This window comes from Micromonospora sp. WMMC250, from assembly GCF_027460215.1.
GTDB lineage: Bacteria > Actinomycetota > Actinomycetes > Mycobacteriales > Micromonosporaceae > Micromonospora > Micromonospora taraxaci.
Map to the genome: position 1 here is coordinate 5,439,964 of NZ_JAPZBJ010000002.1, position 13,815 is coordinate 5,453,778.

Sequence of the window (13,815 nt, forward strand, 5' to 3'; positions counted from 1 at the left end):
GGCAGGCTGTCGGTCGTGCAGCGTGATCAGTTGCTCGCGGGCCGCTACCGGCTCCTGGAGCGCCTCGGCAGTGGTGGCATGTCGGAGGTGCACCGGGCGTACGACGAAGTGCTCGAACGGGATGTCGCGGTGAAGGTGCTGGTCGCGTCGGACGCAGGCGCGCGGCAGCGGATCCAGGGCGAGGCCAGGGCTGCGGCCCGACTGTCGCACCCGCACGTCACAAGCGTCTACGACTACGGCGAATCGTCGGTCGACGGCGTCCAGGTCCCGTTCGTGGTGATGGAGTTGCTCGGCGGTCACACCCTCGAACAGCGCTTGGCGGCCGGGCCGTTGCCGCCCCGCGCCGGTCTGCGGGTGTGCGCCGAGGTGGCCTCCGCGCTCGCCGACGCGCACGCGCGGGGGTTGGTGCACCGTGACATCAAGCCCACCAACGTGATGCTCACGCCCAAGGGCGCGAAGGTGCTCGACTTCGGCATCGCCGCGGCGGCCGGAGACTCGGAGATCGACTTTGAGGGGCGGTTGCTGGGTACGCCCGCCTACCTGGCCCCCGAGCGACTGGAGGCCGGCGAGGTCCTGCCCGCCTGCGACGTGTACGCCCTGGGCCTGCTGCTGCACCGGGTGCTCACCGGTCGGCTGCCGCGGCCTGCCGAGGCGCAGAGCGGGATGCTCCGCGCCCACACGCACGTCGAGCCGGCCCCGCTGCCCCCGATCGACGGTGTGCCGTCCGAGGTCCACCGTCTCTACCGCTGGTGCCTGGCCCGCGATCCCGCCGACCGGCCGCCGGCCGTCGAGGCGGCCCGCATCCTGCTCGACGCCACCGCCTCTGCCAGCCCGGCCGGTGGGGTCGGCGGGACGGCCGCCAGCCCGGCTACCGAGGTGAGCGGGACGCCCGCCAGCCCTGCCTCCGAGGACGTCGATCCGGCTGCTGGCACAGAAGGGGCGGCCACCAAGTCGGCTGCTGGCACGGAAGGCACGGCCACCGCGCAGGGCGTTGACGCGGCAGGGGCGGCCACCGCGCCGAGGGCTGGCGGCACCGGAGAGGACCGCGCGCCGCGCGCCGATCCGACCGCGACGGGGAGCGTCGAGCCGGTTTCCCGGCGGGACACGTGGCGTCGGCGACGGGCAATGGTGGCGGTCAGCGGCGCGGTGCTGGTCGCGGTGGCGATGGCCGGGTCGCTCGGCGACTCGAACAACCGCCGGCACGGGCCGACGGGGCCCTCGACGGGTAGCGGCCCGGGCACCACCACCGTGGGGATGCCGAGCAGCGAGGAGCCGCTCGTCGTGGACGACACGGGACCGGTGGTCGTCCCGCCGCCCCAGAGCGGCGCGCCTGCTACCCGGTCGGGCCCTCCGTCCGGTCCGAGCCCGTCCGCCAGCAGTCCAGCGCCGAGCCCGACCGTGAGCCCGACCGCGGCCGCGCCGACGCCCACCCCCGGTGAGGGCACGTCGGCGGACGCGCGCGGCGGAACTGTCACCTTCCGGTGCGTCGGGAAGTCGGTCGAGGTGCTCGCGGTGACGCCCGCCCCCGGCTTCCGGGCCGAGGCGTACGACCCGGGCCCGGCGAAGCAGATCCAGGTCGAGCTGACCTCCTCCGAGCACACCAGTGAGATCCGGGTGAACTGCCCCAACGGTCGCCCGAACTCGAAGGTCAAGGAGCGCACCGGCTGATCGGGGGCCGGCGGGTGCCGTGGCCGGGATGTGCCCGGACACGGCCCCCCGTTCCCGCCGGCCGGTCCGTCACCGCCCGGCCAGCGCCCCCCAGCCCGGGTTCACCGGTTCCCGGCGCAGTGGCATGCCTGCCTCCGCCGGCGTCCGGTCGCCCTTGCGCTGGTTGCAGGCGTAGCAGGCGGCGGTGGTGTTCCGCCAGGTGTTCCGGCCGCCGCGCGAGCGGGGCAGGATGTGGTCGATGGTGGAGGCTGCTCCGCCGCAGTAAGCGCAGCACCTGTCGTCGCGGCGCAGCACACCGGAGCGGGACCAGGTCGGTCCGGAGCTGAAGCGCCACCTGGTGACCACGTAGCGGACGAGCCGTACCACCCGGGGCATCGGGAAGACCCCGATGACCTGGTCCGGCTCGGCCTCGTGGATCTCGGCCACCCGACGGCAGAGCATCCGGACGGCGTGTTGGACGGTGACCCGGTGCAGCGGGCCGAGGTCGGCGTTGACGACGAGGACGGCGTCCACCGGGACTCCTTTCCCAACGGTGACCGGACAGCGAAGAGCCGCCCGGTCCGGCTGTCGGACGGGCGGCTCGACGCGTACGGGTACGCGTCAGTCGGGCCGGCCCGCCCGGGGACGTTCCGCGCGCCAACCGTCACCGGGCAGCAACGACGGCACGGTGGTGACGTGCGACATCGTCATAGCTGCTCCTGCGGTGGTGGTTGACCTTGCGCGATCACGGTAGGTCGGCGGGGGAGACACCGGCAACGTATTTCGATCGGCCCGCGTTCTCGGGACGCCGCTGGCGGCGGGACGTCGCTCGTGGCGGCGCCTGCGCGGTGGTCAGTGGTCGGTTCAACCGCACGGCCATCCGCGCGGTGAGTTCGCTGTCCAGCAGCGGGCGGTTGACCTCGCCCGCGACCGCCAGCGCCGGGCCGGACACCGACCGCCAGATCGCGGCCAGTCCGGCACCGAGGCCCACCAGGGCGACGGTGGCCCGGGTGGCCGGTGAGCCGGCCGCCGCGGCGGCACTCACGCCCACCACCGCGAAGAGCACCACCAACACGGGTACGAGCACCGGCCAGAAGATGCCCCGTGCCGCCTGCGCCACCAGTCGCCGGTCCCGGATCATCAGGTTCCTGGCGATCACCGCGTAGTCCTCCTCGTCCAGCAGGTCGCGCGGGTGCAGGCCGCCGGTGAGCACGTCGCGCCAGAGGTCACCCTGGCCGCGTAGCGCCCGGCTCAGCTCGACGGGCGTCGGCACGGCCGGATCGCCGTGGCCCGCCCGGTCGACGGCGTCCGACCAGGCGGCCAGTGACCGACGCACCACGGCTGCCGAGTACGGCGGCAGGACTGTGGCCAACTCGTCCAACCACCTGCTGATCTGGATCTGTCGACCGCCGAACTGCCGCAGCAACTGGGTGGCGTCGCCGGCCCGGACGGTGTCGGCCACCGACCGGCCCAGCCGGTAGGCCAGGCCGACCCGGTGGTTGGTGGCCATCGCCCAGCGGAGCACGTCCACGTTGAGGTCGTCGAGCGCGAGCAGCAGGGGCACCGGGTCGGCGGTGTCGGGCCGGTCCAGGTCGGGCAGGAGGGTCCGGGCGGTGGCGGTGTCGGGCACCGGCCCGTTGTGTCGGGTGAGTTCGGCGATCTGGGCCAGGGCGACGTCCACTCCGTCGAGGTACATCCGCATCCGTCGGTGCGGGGACATCTCGGTGAGGTTGGAGAGTTTGGCCGGCGGTACGGCCGGACGCGCCTCGGCGGACGCTGCTCCCAGGTCCGCGTGCTGACCGTGGTGGTAGGCGTCGGCCATCCACCAGCCCAGCCGTAACGCGGTGACGATGCAGGAGCGTTCGTCGCGGATCAGTGGGTACGCGTCGTCGCGGCCGACCTCGTCGTCGCGATTGTCGCCGCCGGCGCGGTGCAGTGGTGACATCGTCCGCTGCCCTCCCGCCCGGCCGATCGACGGTTGATCATTCGAGCGTACGGCAGCTTATGTGGCTTATGTCGGGTTTTGTCGATTCGGCTTGCCTCGTCCGGCCAGCAGCCCTCGCGGTCGGATCGAACGCACCGGCTCGGCCGACGCGCCCTCTGCCCGCAGGATGTGGTTCGCGGCGATGATCCCGGTCGCCGCGGAGCGTTCCATCAACGCGCTCGGGAAGTCCGTGGCGATACCGTCGCCGGCCAGGTAGACGCCGGGCGCGTCGGTGCGTACCCCCGGACGCCAGGCGTGGCTGCCCGGCGTGAACGCCGGCGCCTGCGCCTCGACCCGCGCTCGCAACTCGCGGACCCGCAGGTCGCCGGCCTCCGGCCAGAGCGCGACCAGCTCGCGGCGCATCCGCTCGGCCAGTTCGTCGGCCGGAACGCCGGGCTCGCAGGCGTACGCGTGTAGCTCGATGACCGACCCGCCGGTCTGTCGCGCCCAGCGCCTCGGCTCGTTCTCCAACCGGTGGTAGAGGGTCACCGAATCCAGAGTGGGCTGCCGGGACACCCCGCTGAACACCGCCCGCTCGGCGGCCACGTCCCCGTCGCACCAGTAGCGCGCCACCGCGTACGGCGGACCGGGCCGGCCGAACGCGGGCATCCGTGCCGCCAGCTCCGGTGCCTGCTCGACCAGATCGGGAGACGCCGCGACCAGCGCGGCGAGCGCCGGCGGGTCGACGGCCAGCACCACGTGCCCGGCCGGGTGGCTGCCGCCGTCGGTGGTCGTCACCCGCCAGCCGCCAGCGTCACGGTGCACGCCGGTCACGGCGGAGTTGGTGAGCACCCGCCCGCCGTGCTTCTCGACGTGCCGGGTCAGCGGCTCCCAGATCGCCGTGGCGTAGTCCTCGTCAGGGCAGTCGAACGCCAGCCCCTCCGGGTTGCCGAGCAGGTAGAAGTGGAACTGGGCGACCATCTCCGCGGCCGACATCTCGGCCTCGTGATTGAAGAACGAGTGCGAGAAGACCTCGAACAGCATCGCCCGGGCCCGGTCCGGCAGCCGCAGCGAGGCCAGCAATTCGTCGGCGGTGGCGTCGTCCAACTCGGCGTAGGTGCGTACCGGATCGTAGGTGAGCAGCGGCAACGCGGCGTCCCGATCCATCAGACGCAGGTCGGCCAGGCGTAGGCTGGGGCTGCGCAGCAGCAGCGCGAGCAGGTTCGCCGGTGGAGCCGGTGGCAGCCTGCCGAACTCCTCGGTCGGCCACTGTTCACTGAGGATCGGGTAGCCCGGAATGGGCTTGAGGAAGCCCAGATCAGCGTCGACCCGGCGGAGGACCGAGCGCCAGTTGTAGTACTGCCGGAAGAACGCGTGGAAACCGTGCTCGTTCTGCTGGCTGCCGGCCGGGAGCGCCTCCGGCCAAGCGCCCAGTCGACCACCGAGCGTCGCCGCGGCCTCCAGCACGGTCACCGCAACACCGCGCTCGGCCAGCACCACCGCCGCCGACATGCCGGCGATGCCGCCACCGACCACCACCGCCGTGGTGGGTCGCGGCACGCGGTCCGCGCCACCGCCGCCCGGGTCCACCACATGCTGCCGTACGCCGATGAGCCGACCCACCACTTGCGACAACGCCATGGCACACCTCCGTCGGCCAGTCTCCCCTACGGAAGGCAGCGGCGCTCACGGTCGGAGGCGGGCCAGACGTACTCCAGATCCTCCGGGACGTCGTCGCCGAACAGGGGGCGGTAGTGCGTCGGGTCCTTGCGCAGCAACGACGAGCGGTGGCTCAGGTGCAGGTCGTCTCGGCCCAACCACGGGGGCAGCTCGCCGGCCTGCTCCAGCTCCGCCTGGGTGCGTACGACGGCGGCCCCGCAGGCGGCGGCGAGGTCGACGGTCATCGTGGTGGCGCAGGTGTCCGCCCGCCCCGGTTCGGTCCACACCGCGCACATGTCCAGCCCGTAGCGGGTGAGCGCCTCCTCGTACCCGGCCCACATCTTCACGGCCGGGTGGTTGCGCCAGCCGTAGTCGGGTCGGGTCAGCCCGCGCAGCACCTGGATGGCCTCCACCCGCTGCTTGCCCAGCCGCTTCTGGTCCAGCGTGCGGGCGCTGGCCAGGAAGTCCGGGTACGGGAGGAACGTCTGCATGCCGCTGCTCTACCCGTCGCCGGGCCGGGCATGCCTGACCGGGGATGATCCGGACAGGGTCGCCCAGCAGGGCAGCGCTGATTACGATCCGGGCATGGCAGAGCCGTGGCGGGACCGGGCGCGACGGGCGGTCGAGTGGAACTGGCGACTGCGTTCCGCCGGCGATCCGAGACCGCACTACGTGATCTGCGGGAAGGACGCGCTCGCCTACTACGTGGCCCGGGCGATGCTCGAATCCGAGCTGCCGGTAGGTGGGGCCCGGGTGACAGTGGTGGTGCCGGAGCGCTACCGCAGCAACGGTCCGGACGTGGCGGCACTACGAGGAGTCCGGGTGGTCCGCTCGGATCGGCTGGACGTGGACACGTTCGAGACCGCCGGCCTGGCCGGGGCGGCCGGATTGGCCCTGCTCAACCAGGACGACGTCGGCAACCTGCATGCCGCGCTCTGCGCGCAGGCCGTCGACCAGCGGGTCCGCCAGGTGCTGCGGATGTTCAACGGCACCCTCGCCGACGGCGTGCGCAAACTGCTGAAGGCGCCCGTCGAGGTGCTCTCCGACGCCGAGATGGCCGCGCCGGCCTTCGTGGCCGCCGCGCTCAACGAGGTCGACCCCAGCTCCTTTCAACATCGGGACAAGACGCTGCGGGTGGCGCGGCGAGCCGACGTGCGACCGCAGGACGTGGTCTGCGCGTTGGCGCACCTCACCGAGGCGCAGGGTGTGGAGTTGCTGCCGGCCGAGCAGGCCGGTGCCGACCTGGTGCTCGCCGAGGCGACCGGGCAGCCTCCGGGCACCGAGGTCGCCGCCCGTCGGTTGGTCCGGGCCCGTCGACGGCGTCGTCCGATCGCGGTCCTGGTGCGGGCCGTACGTGGTTTCGCCACCCGCAAGATCGGCATCGCGGTGATGCTGGTGCTCGCGCTGATCGCGGTGCTGGGGGCGCTGATCTCCCGCGCCGAGAACGTGTCTCCGTTGGAGGCGTTGTATCTGACGCTCGTCACCACCCTCAGCGGCGCCGACCCGGACACTGGCAAGCCGGCGGACGCGCAGGTCATGCAGGTGGTGCTCAACCTGGCCGGCCTGGCGCTCATCCCGCTGATCACCGCGGTGGTGGTGGACGGCATCGTCAACGCCCGGCTGGCTCTGCACACCGGCCGGTTGCAGCCGGCGCGGGCCGGGCACGTCGTGGTGATCGGCCTGGGCAACGTCGGCACCCGGGTGATGGCGCAACTGCGCGAGTACGACGTTGAGGTGGTGGCGATCGACAAGGACCCGGAACCGCGCGGCGCCGCCCTGGCCCGTCAACTGGAGGTGCCGCTGATCGTCGGCGACGCCGCACTACCGGAGACGCTCGTCGCCGCGTCGGTGGCGGAATGCCAGGCGCTGGTGGTGGCGTCCACCGACGACGTCGCCAACCTGGAGGCGGCGCTCACCGCCCGCGATCTGCGTAACGACCTGCGGGTGGTGCTGCGGTTCTTCGACGGTGACTTCGCCGAGCGGGTGGAGGAGACCTTTGCCCTCGGGGTGTCCCGGTCGGTCTCCTACCTGGCCGCCCCGGCCTTCATCGGTGCACTCACCGAACGCGCCGTGATCACCACGATTCCGGTCGACCGGCACGCGCTGCCGGTTGCGGAGGTGCCGGTCGCCGCCGGATCCGAGCTGGACGGACGACCGCTGGACGTGGTCAACCGGGACGGGCAGGTCCGACTGATCGCCCGGACTCCGGCTGGCGGGGGCAGGACGATCTGGTGGAAGGACCTCGACCCCCGACAGGTGATCTTCGCGGGCGACCGGTTGACAGTTGTCGCCCGCCGGCGGGGGTTGGACTGGCTGACCCGGCAGTGCGCGCCACCCGTGCCGGGCAGGACGCTGACGCCACCCGACCACGTCGGATCGGTGCCCCGGCCCGTGCCGGCGTCACCCGGTGCCGCCCGATCCGCGGGCTCGCTGCCCGTCCCCGCCGAGCACGCCTCGGCGGCCGGGCCGAGCGATCAGGAGGTAGCAGCCTCCGCCCCCGGCGCGGCCCACCCGGTGTCACCGTCGCGCTCGCCGACCGTCGGGGTGGTGCCGCCGGCCCAGGGCGCGGGCGCTGACCTGTGGACCAGCGCGTCCGCGGACGACGCCCGTCCGCGGGACGAACCTGATCCCCGCGCGACACGGTCGGGCTGATCGTCCTGCCTCTGAGCGACAATCCATGCATGCGTTTCCGCATCCTGGGGCCGACCCAGGTGCTGCTTGCCGACGGGCGCGAGATTCCCGTGGGCGGCCCGCGGCTGCGCGCGTTGCTGGCGCTCCTTCTGCTTGACGCGGGACGCGTCGTCTCCGCCGACCGACTGATCGACGGCCTGTACGGCGAACACCCGCCCCGAGGTGCGGCCAACGCGCTCCAGTCCCAGGTGTCGCGCCTGCGTCAGGCGCTGCCCGCGGAGGAGAACCCGGTCGAGTTCCACCCGGCCGGCTACCGCCTCGCCGTGGATCCCGAGGACGTCGACGCGTACCGGTTCGAGCGACGTGCCGAGGCCGGGCGGCGCGCGCTCGCCGGTGGTGACTGGCCCCGAGCGGCGACCGTGTTGCGCGAGGCGCTGGAGCTGTGGCGTGGCCCCGCCCTGGCCGATGTGCCGGGCGCACCCGCGCAGGCGGCCCGGCTGGACGAGCTACGGCTGGCCGCGATCGAAGACCGGGTCGAGGCGGACCTGGCGATGGGAGCGTCGGCCGCACTGGTCGCGGAGCTGCGGGAGTTCGTCGTCGCGCATCCGCTGCGGGAGCGGTCACGAGGCCAACTCATGCGTGCGCTGTCCGCGCTGGGTCGGCCGGCGGAGGCGCTGGCCGAGTTCGAGGACGCCCGGAGCACGTTGGCCGAGCAACTCGGCACCGACCCGTCGGCGGAGCTGGCCACGATTCACCTCGCGGTGCTGCGGGGTGAGGCGGGCGGGTCGACCCGACGGGCGTTGCCGAGCCAGCTCACCACGTTCGTCGGGAGGGACGAGGAGCTCAAGCGCGTCGGCGATCTGCTCGGCGAGCGGCGGCTGGTCACCCTCATCGGTCCCGGGGGAGCGGGCAAGACCCGGTTGGCGATCGAGGCAGCCGGCCGTCAGGACGGGGAGGTGCGCTTCGTCGAGTTGGCCGGGTTGGCCGACGGTTCGGACGTACCGCAGGCGGTGTTGACCGCGCTCGGCCTGCGCGACGCGGGCCTACGCGCCCCGGCCGAGCCGGGTCGGCAACCCACCGACCGTCTGGTCGAGGCGCTCGCCGAGCGCCGGCTGCTGTTGGTGCTCGACAACTGCGAGCACGTCATCGCCGACGCTGCCCGGCTGGCCGCCCGGCTGTTGGGCGCGTGCCCGGCGATGCGTGTCCTGGCCACGAGCCGCGAGCCGCTCGGGTTGGCCGGCGAGGCGTTGTGCCCGCTGTCCGGGCTCACCGTGCCACCACCGGGCGCGTCCGTGCGGCACGCCGACGACTTCGCGGCCGTCCGACTCTTCGCCGAGCGGGCCACCGACGTCGCGCCCGACTTCACCATCACGCCGGCCAACGTCGACACGGTGCTGCGGATCTGCCGCACCCTCGACGGCCTGCCGTTGGCGATCGAGTTGGCCGCCGCGCGGCTGCGTGCGCTGCCTGTCGCCGAGGTGGCCGCCCGCCTCGACGACCGGGTGCGGCTGCTGTCGATGGGCAGCCGGGCCGCGTCGCCACGACACCGCACTCTCCGGGCGGTGGTCGAGTGGAGCTGGGACCTGCTCGACGAGGCCGAACGCAGACTGGCCCGCCGCCTCACCGTCTTCGCCGGCGGCGCGACGTTGGAAGCGGCCGGGCAGGTCTGCGGCCTGTCCGGCGAGGACTTCGTGGAGGCACTGACCGGCCTGGTCGACAAGTCCTTCGTGGAGATGGCAGGTGGTCGCTACCGGATGTTGGAGACGGTCCGTGCGTTCTGTGCCGAGCGTCTCGCCGACGCGGGTGAGGCCGACGACCAGCGTCGTGCGCACGTCGCGTACTTCCTGGAGTTCGCCTGGACCGCCAGCGACCACCTACGGCGAAGGGAGCAGGTGCACTGGTTGCGACGGCTCGACGCCGAACGGGACAACCTCCACGCCGCGCTGCGCCGCGCCACCGCAGCCGGCGACGCGGCCGACGCGGCCGGGATGGTCGCGGCGCTGTCGTTCTACTGGTGGCTGCGCGGCATGCGCGGCGAGGGTGCCCGGCTGGCCGCCGACGTCCTCGGTCTGCTCGGCGCCGAAGCGCCTCCGGGGCTGCGCGAGGAGTACGCGCTCTGCGTCTACAACGCCTCGCTCGGGGGGTCCGGGCCGCTGGACTCACTGGGTACGCAGCGTTCGGTCATCAGCAGTCTCGACCGACCGCCCCGGCAACCCTTCCTGCTGTATCTGTCGGGAATCTCGGCCGGCCCGCCGTCGGGCGGATCCGAGCACGTCAACGAGCTGATGCGGGAGCTGCGGCGGCTGGTCGGCTCGGACACGTGGATCAACGCGTTGGGCGCGATGGGCAGCGGCTCGGCGCAGATGTGGAGTGGTCGGTGGGACCAGGCCGGGACGGAACTGGAGACGGCACTCGACGGTTTCCGGCAGGCCGGGGACCGCTGGGGATCCATGATCACTCTGGGTGTGCTCGGCGAACTCGCGGCCTGGCGCGACGATCCGGAAGCGGCGGGCGTCTACATGGACCAGGCCATGCGGCTGGCCGAAGAACTCGAATCGGTGGTCGACCAGGCCGACATGCTGCGTACCCGGGGCGAGATCAGGCTGCGCGCCGGTGACCTCCCCGCGGCGCGCGACGACTTCGCCGCCGCCCTGCTCCTCGCGCAACGCAGCGGCGCACCGGAGTTCGTCTCCGCCGCCCGGCTCGGCCTCGCCCAGGTGGCACGACTGAGCGGCGACCTGGTCGAGGCGAGGCGGTTCTGCGAAGCGGCGTTGACCGGCGGCCTCACCGGCTGGTACGTCGGCGAGGCCACGAGGACGGAGGTCATGTTCGTTCTCGAACAGATCGCCGAGGCGGAGAAGGCCGGGCCCGGTGCGCCGCCGTCAGCGGACGGTGCGTGACCCGTCAGCGGACCACCGCACCGTGGGGGCATGACGACATTCGACGTGGTCGCCGAGGGCCTGGGCAAGCGGTACGGCCCGACTCGCGCGCTGGACACCTTCGACCTGGCCGTCCCGACCGGCACGGTGTACGGGCTGCTCGGCCCCAACGGCGCGGGCAAGACGACGGCGGTACGGATCCTTGCCACGCTGCTGCGGTTCGACGCGGGCCGGGCCAGCGTGGCCGGGTACGACGTGCTGCGCCAGCCGGACGAGGTGCGCGCCCGGATCGGGCTGACCGGGCAGTACGCGGCGGTCGACGAGACCCTCAGCGGCCGGCAGAACCTGGAGCTGTTCGGCCGGCTGTTCCGGCTCGGCCGCCGGGCGGCCCGCCAACGCGCCGACGAGCTGCTGGAACGGTTTGGACTGGAGGACGCGGCCAGTCGCTCGGCAGTGGAGTACTCGGGCGGGATGCGCCGACGGCTGGACCTCGCCGCCAGTCTGATCCGTACCCCGCGGGTGCTCTTCCTCGACGAACCCACTACCGGCCTGGACCCGCGCAGCCGCAACCAGGTGTGGAACCTGGTTCGCGACCTTGTCGCGGACGGGACCACCGTGCTGCTCACCACGCAGTACCTGGAGGAGGCCGACCAGCTCGCCCACCGCATCTCGGTGATCGACGCCGGGCGGGTGGTGGCCGAGGGCTCACCGGACGAGCTGAAGGCGATGACCGGCGGTGACCGGGTCGAGGTGGTGGTACGCGACGCCGCCGCCCTGACCCGGGCCTCCCGCGTCGTCGCGTCGACCTGCGGCGCTGAACCAGAGGTCGACCCGGACGTCCGGCGACTCAGCGTCCCGGTGGCCGACCGGGTCGCCGGGCTGGTCGACGTGGTGCGGGCGTTGGACGACGCCGGAATCGCGGTCGAGGACATCGGCCTGCGGCGCGCGACGCTGGACGAGGCGTTCCTGTACCTGACCGGGCACCGGCCCGACGAGGCTCGCGAGCCCGTCGGGGTGGGACGAAAGGCGGACCTGGCATGACGGCAGCGGTGGCCGACGGTTGGACGATGACCAGGCGGAACATGATCCACGTGATCCGCTCGCCGGAGGAACTGATCCTCTACTTCTCGCTGCCGATCATGTTCGTGCTCGTCTTCGGGTACGTGTTCGGCAGCGGGATGCAGGTGGCCGGCGGTGGCAACTATCGCGAGTTCCTGCTGCCCGGTGTCTTCGTGATGACGATGCTGTACGGCCTGGGCGCCACCGCGACCGGCGTGGCGCTGGACCTCAGCCGAGGTGTGGTGGACCGGTTCCGGTCGATGCCGATGGCCCGGTCCGCCCTGATGACCGGTCGCAGCGCGGCCGACCTGCTCCGCGCACTGCTGGAGATGTCCACCCTGCTGATTTGTGGTCTGCTCGTCGGGTGGCAGTGGCGGCAGGGTGTGGGCAGGGCGCTGCTCGCCGTCGGGCTGCTCCTGCTGCTCCGCGTCGCGATCACCTGGATCGGGATCTACCTGGCGCTGCTGGTCCGTAACCCGGACACCGTCGGCGTGATCGTCTTCCCGGCCGCGTTTCCGCTCACCGCGATCTCCAACGTGTTCGTGTCGCCCGAGCTGATGCCGCCGGTCATCGGAACGATCTCGGAGTGGAACCCGTTGTCGGCCACCGTCGCGGCGATGCGTGAGTTGTTCGGCAACCCGGGGCTGGGTGGCGACTCCTGGCCGGCGGAGCACGCCATGCTGTTGGCGGTGCTGTGGCCGGTGCTCCTGATCGCGATCTTCGCCCCGTTGGCGGTGCGCCGCTACCGGCTGTTGAGCCGCTGACCAGGCCGCCGGTGGCCCGCGCGTAGCGCGTACCAGGCGGCTCCGACGGCGAGCACGCCGAACCCGGCGAGGACGCTGCCGAGCGGCAGGTTGACCGCGAGCAGCAGACAGCCGACCAGCCCCAGAGCGGCGACGACCCGGACCGGCAACCGCCGGTCCGGGTCCCGGCCCAACGTGAGCGCCGCCGCGTTGGTGATCGCGTAGTAGACCAGCACCGTGCAGCTGGAGAAGCCGATCGCCTGCCGTACGTCGCCGAGCAGCACCACAACGATCACCACGGCGGCCACCGCCACCTCGGCCCGGTGGGGCACCTGGCGTACCCGGTGCACGGCGGCCAACGCGCCGGGCAGGTCGTGGCGGCGGGCCATGGCGAGGGTGGTCCGGCCCACCCCGGCGACCAGGGACAACAGCACCCCGACCACAGCGATCGTGGCCCCGGCCCGGACCACCCAGGCCAGGCCGGGCAGCCCGGCGGCGGTCACCACGTCGACCAGGGGCGCGGCGGACCCGGCCAGCCGGTCGGCGCCGAGCACGCCGAGCGTGACAACGGCCAGCACCAGGTAGATCGCGAACACCAGCCCGAGGGCCAGCGGCACCGCGCTGGGGATGGTCCGGCGCGGGTCGCGGACCTCCTCGCCGAGGGTGGCGATCCGGGCGTACCCGGCGAAGGCGAAGAACAGCAGCCCTGCCGCGGTGAGCACGCCTCGGGCGGAACCGCCCGGCTCGCCCAACCGGTCCAGGCGCACCGGACCGCCCACCACCCCGACCACAACGACCACCGTCAGCACCGCGAGCACGAGCGCCACCAGCAGCTTCGTGGCGGTGGCCGTCTTGCCGATGCCGCGCAGGTTCACGGCGGTCACCGCGAGCACCGCGCCGACCGCGACCAGCCGGGCCTGCCCCGGCCACAGGTACGCCCCAATGGTCAACGCCATCGCCGCGCAGCTCGCCGTCTTGCCGACCACGAACCCCCAACCGGCCACGAACCCGGCGAACGGCCCGAGACGTTCGCGCCCGTAGACGTAGGTGCCGCCGGACTCCGGGTAACGGGCCGCCAGCCGCGCCGAACTGGTCGCGTTGCAGAAGGCGATGAAACCGGCGAGCACCAGCGCGGGCAGCAGACCGGCGCCGCCGGCCGCCGCCGCAGCCGGACCGAAGACTACGAAGACGCCCGCACCGAGCATCGAGCCCAACCCGATGACAACCGCATCGGGTACGCCGAGCCGCCGCGCCAGTTGATCCACGGACCGAA

10 protein-coding genes are annotated in these 13,815 nt (G+C 72.9%); 5 read left to right on the forward strand and 5 right to left on the reverse strand.

Annotated elements, in window-relative coordinates:
• Window positions 1-15: 15 nt before the first annotated feature.
• Complete coding sequence (locus tag O3438_RS24550; protein ID WP_269682099.1) at window positions 16-1,668, forward strand: serine/threonine-protein kinase; 1,653 nt, start codon at window positions 16-18, stop codon at window positions 1,666-1,668.
• A gap of 69 nt (window positions 1,669-1,737) precedes the next feature.
• On the opposite strand, the gene O3438_RS24555 is transcribed toward O3438_RS24550, so the two are convergent.
• The 4 genes from O3438_RS24555 to O3438_RS24570 all read right to left on the reverse strand — a co-directional run bounded on the left by O3438_RS24555 (window position 1,738) and on the right by O3438_RS24570 (window position 5,721).
• Complete coding sequence (locus tag O3438_RS24555; RefSeq protein ID WP_269682100.1) at window positions 1,738-2,181, reverse strand: HNH endonuclease; 444 nt, start codon at window positions 2,179-2,181, stop codon at window positions 1,738-1,740.
• Window positions 2,182-2,392: 211 nt separating this feature from the next.
• Window positions 2,393-3,592 (reverse strand): hypothetical protein, encoded by a 1,200-nt coding sequence (locus O3438_RS24560; protein WP_269682101.1) that lies wholly within the window; start codon window positions 3,590-3,592, stop codon window positions 2,393-2,395.
• A 66-nt stretch (window positions 3,593-3,658) separates the two neighbouring features.
• Complete coding sequence (locus O3438_RS24565; RefSeq protein WP_269682102.1) at window positions 3,659-5,212, reverse strand: hydroxysqualene dehydroxylase; 1,554 nt, start codon at window positions 5,210-5,212, stop codon at window positions 3,659-3,661.
• A gap of 26 nt (window positions 5,213-5,238) precedes the next feature.
• Entirely contained in the window at window positions 5,239-5,721 is a 483-nt protein-coding gene (locus tag O3438_RS24570) for an MSMEG_6728 family protein (protein WP_269682103.1), read from the reverse strand.
• A 94-nt stretch (window positions 5,722-5,815) separates the two neighbouring features.
• Here O3438_RS24570 and O3438_RS24575 point away from each other — a divergent pair, with 94 nt between their 5' ends.
• Genes O3438_RS24575 through O3438_RS24590 form a run of 4 tightly spaced genes read left to right on the forward strand, consistent with a single transcriptional unit; the run spans window position 5,816 to window position 12,563 of the window.
• Window positions 5,816-7,882 carry a potassium channel family protein gene (locus tag O3438_RS24575; protein ID WP_269682104.1) on the forward strand — a complete coding sequence of 689 codons (2,067 nt, stop codon included), beginning with the start codon at window positions 5,816-5,818 and terminating at the stop codon, window positions 7,880-7,882.
• Between the two features lie 29 nt (window positions 7,883-7,911).
• Window positions 7,912-10,761 (forward strand): BTAD domain-containing putative transcriptional regulator, encoded by a 2,850-nt coding sequence (locus O3438_RS24580; protein WP_269682105.1) that lies wholly within the window; start codon window positions 7,912-7,914, stop codon window positions 10,759-10,761.
• Window positions 10,762-10,791: 30 nt separating this feature from the next.
• A complete protein-coding gene (locus tag O3438_RS24585; protein ID WP_269682106.1) occupies window positions 10,792-11,781 on the forward strand; it encodes an ATP-binding cassette domain-containing protein in 990 nt (329 codons plus the stop codon).
• Complete coding sequence (locus tag O3438_RS24590; protein ID WP_269682107.1) at window positions 11,778-12,563, forward strand: ABC transporter permease; 786 nt, start codon at window positions 11,778-11,780, stop codon at window positions 12,561-12,563. The genes O3438_RS24585 and O3438_RS24590 overlap by 4 nt, the downstream gene beginning before the upstream one ends.
• On the opposite strand, the gene O3438_RS24595 is transcribed toward O3438_RS24590, so the two are convergent.
• On the reverse strand, window positions 12,542-13,807 hold the full coding sequence (locus tag O3438_RS24595) for an APC family permease (RefSeq protein ID WP_269682108.1): 1,266 nt from the start codon (window positions 13,805-13,807) through the stop codon (window positions 12,542-12,544). The two genes, O3438_RS24590 and O3438_RS24595, sit on opposite strands and share 22 nt — an antisense overlap.
• Between the last annotated feature and the right edge of the window lie 8 nt (window positions 13,808-13,815).

Coding starts and splice junctions, on each gene's coding strand:
- O3438_RS24565 (WP_269682102.1), bottom strand. CDS start 5,212: ATGGCGTTGTCGCAAGTGGTGGGTCGGCTCATCGGCGTACGGCAGCAT.
- O3438_RS24575 (WP_269682104.1), top strand. CDS start 5,816: ATGGCAGAGCCGTGGCGGGACCGGGCGCGACGGGCGGTCGAGTGGAAC.
- O3438_RS24570 (WP_269682103.1), bottom strand. CDS start 5,721: ATGCAGACGTTCCTCCCGTACCCGGACTTCCTGGCCAGCGCCCGCACG.
- O3438_RS24580 (WP_269682105.1), top strand. CDS start 7,912: ATGCGTTTCCGCATCCTGGGGCCGACCCAGGTGCTGCTTGCCGACGGG.
- O3438_RS24585 (WP_269682106.1), top strand. CDS start 10,792: ATGACGACATTCGACGTGGTCGCCGAGGGCCTGGGCAAGCGGTACGGC.
- O3438_RS24590 (WP_269682107.1), top strand. CDS start 11,778: ATGACGGCAGCGGTGGCCGACGGTTGGACGATGACCAGGCGGAACATG.
- O3438_RS24560 (WP_269682101.1), bottom strand. CDS start 3,592: ATGTCACCACTGCACCGCGCCGGCGGCGACAATCGCGACGACGAGGTC.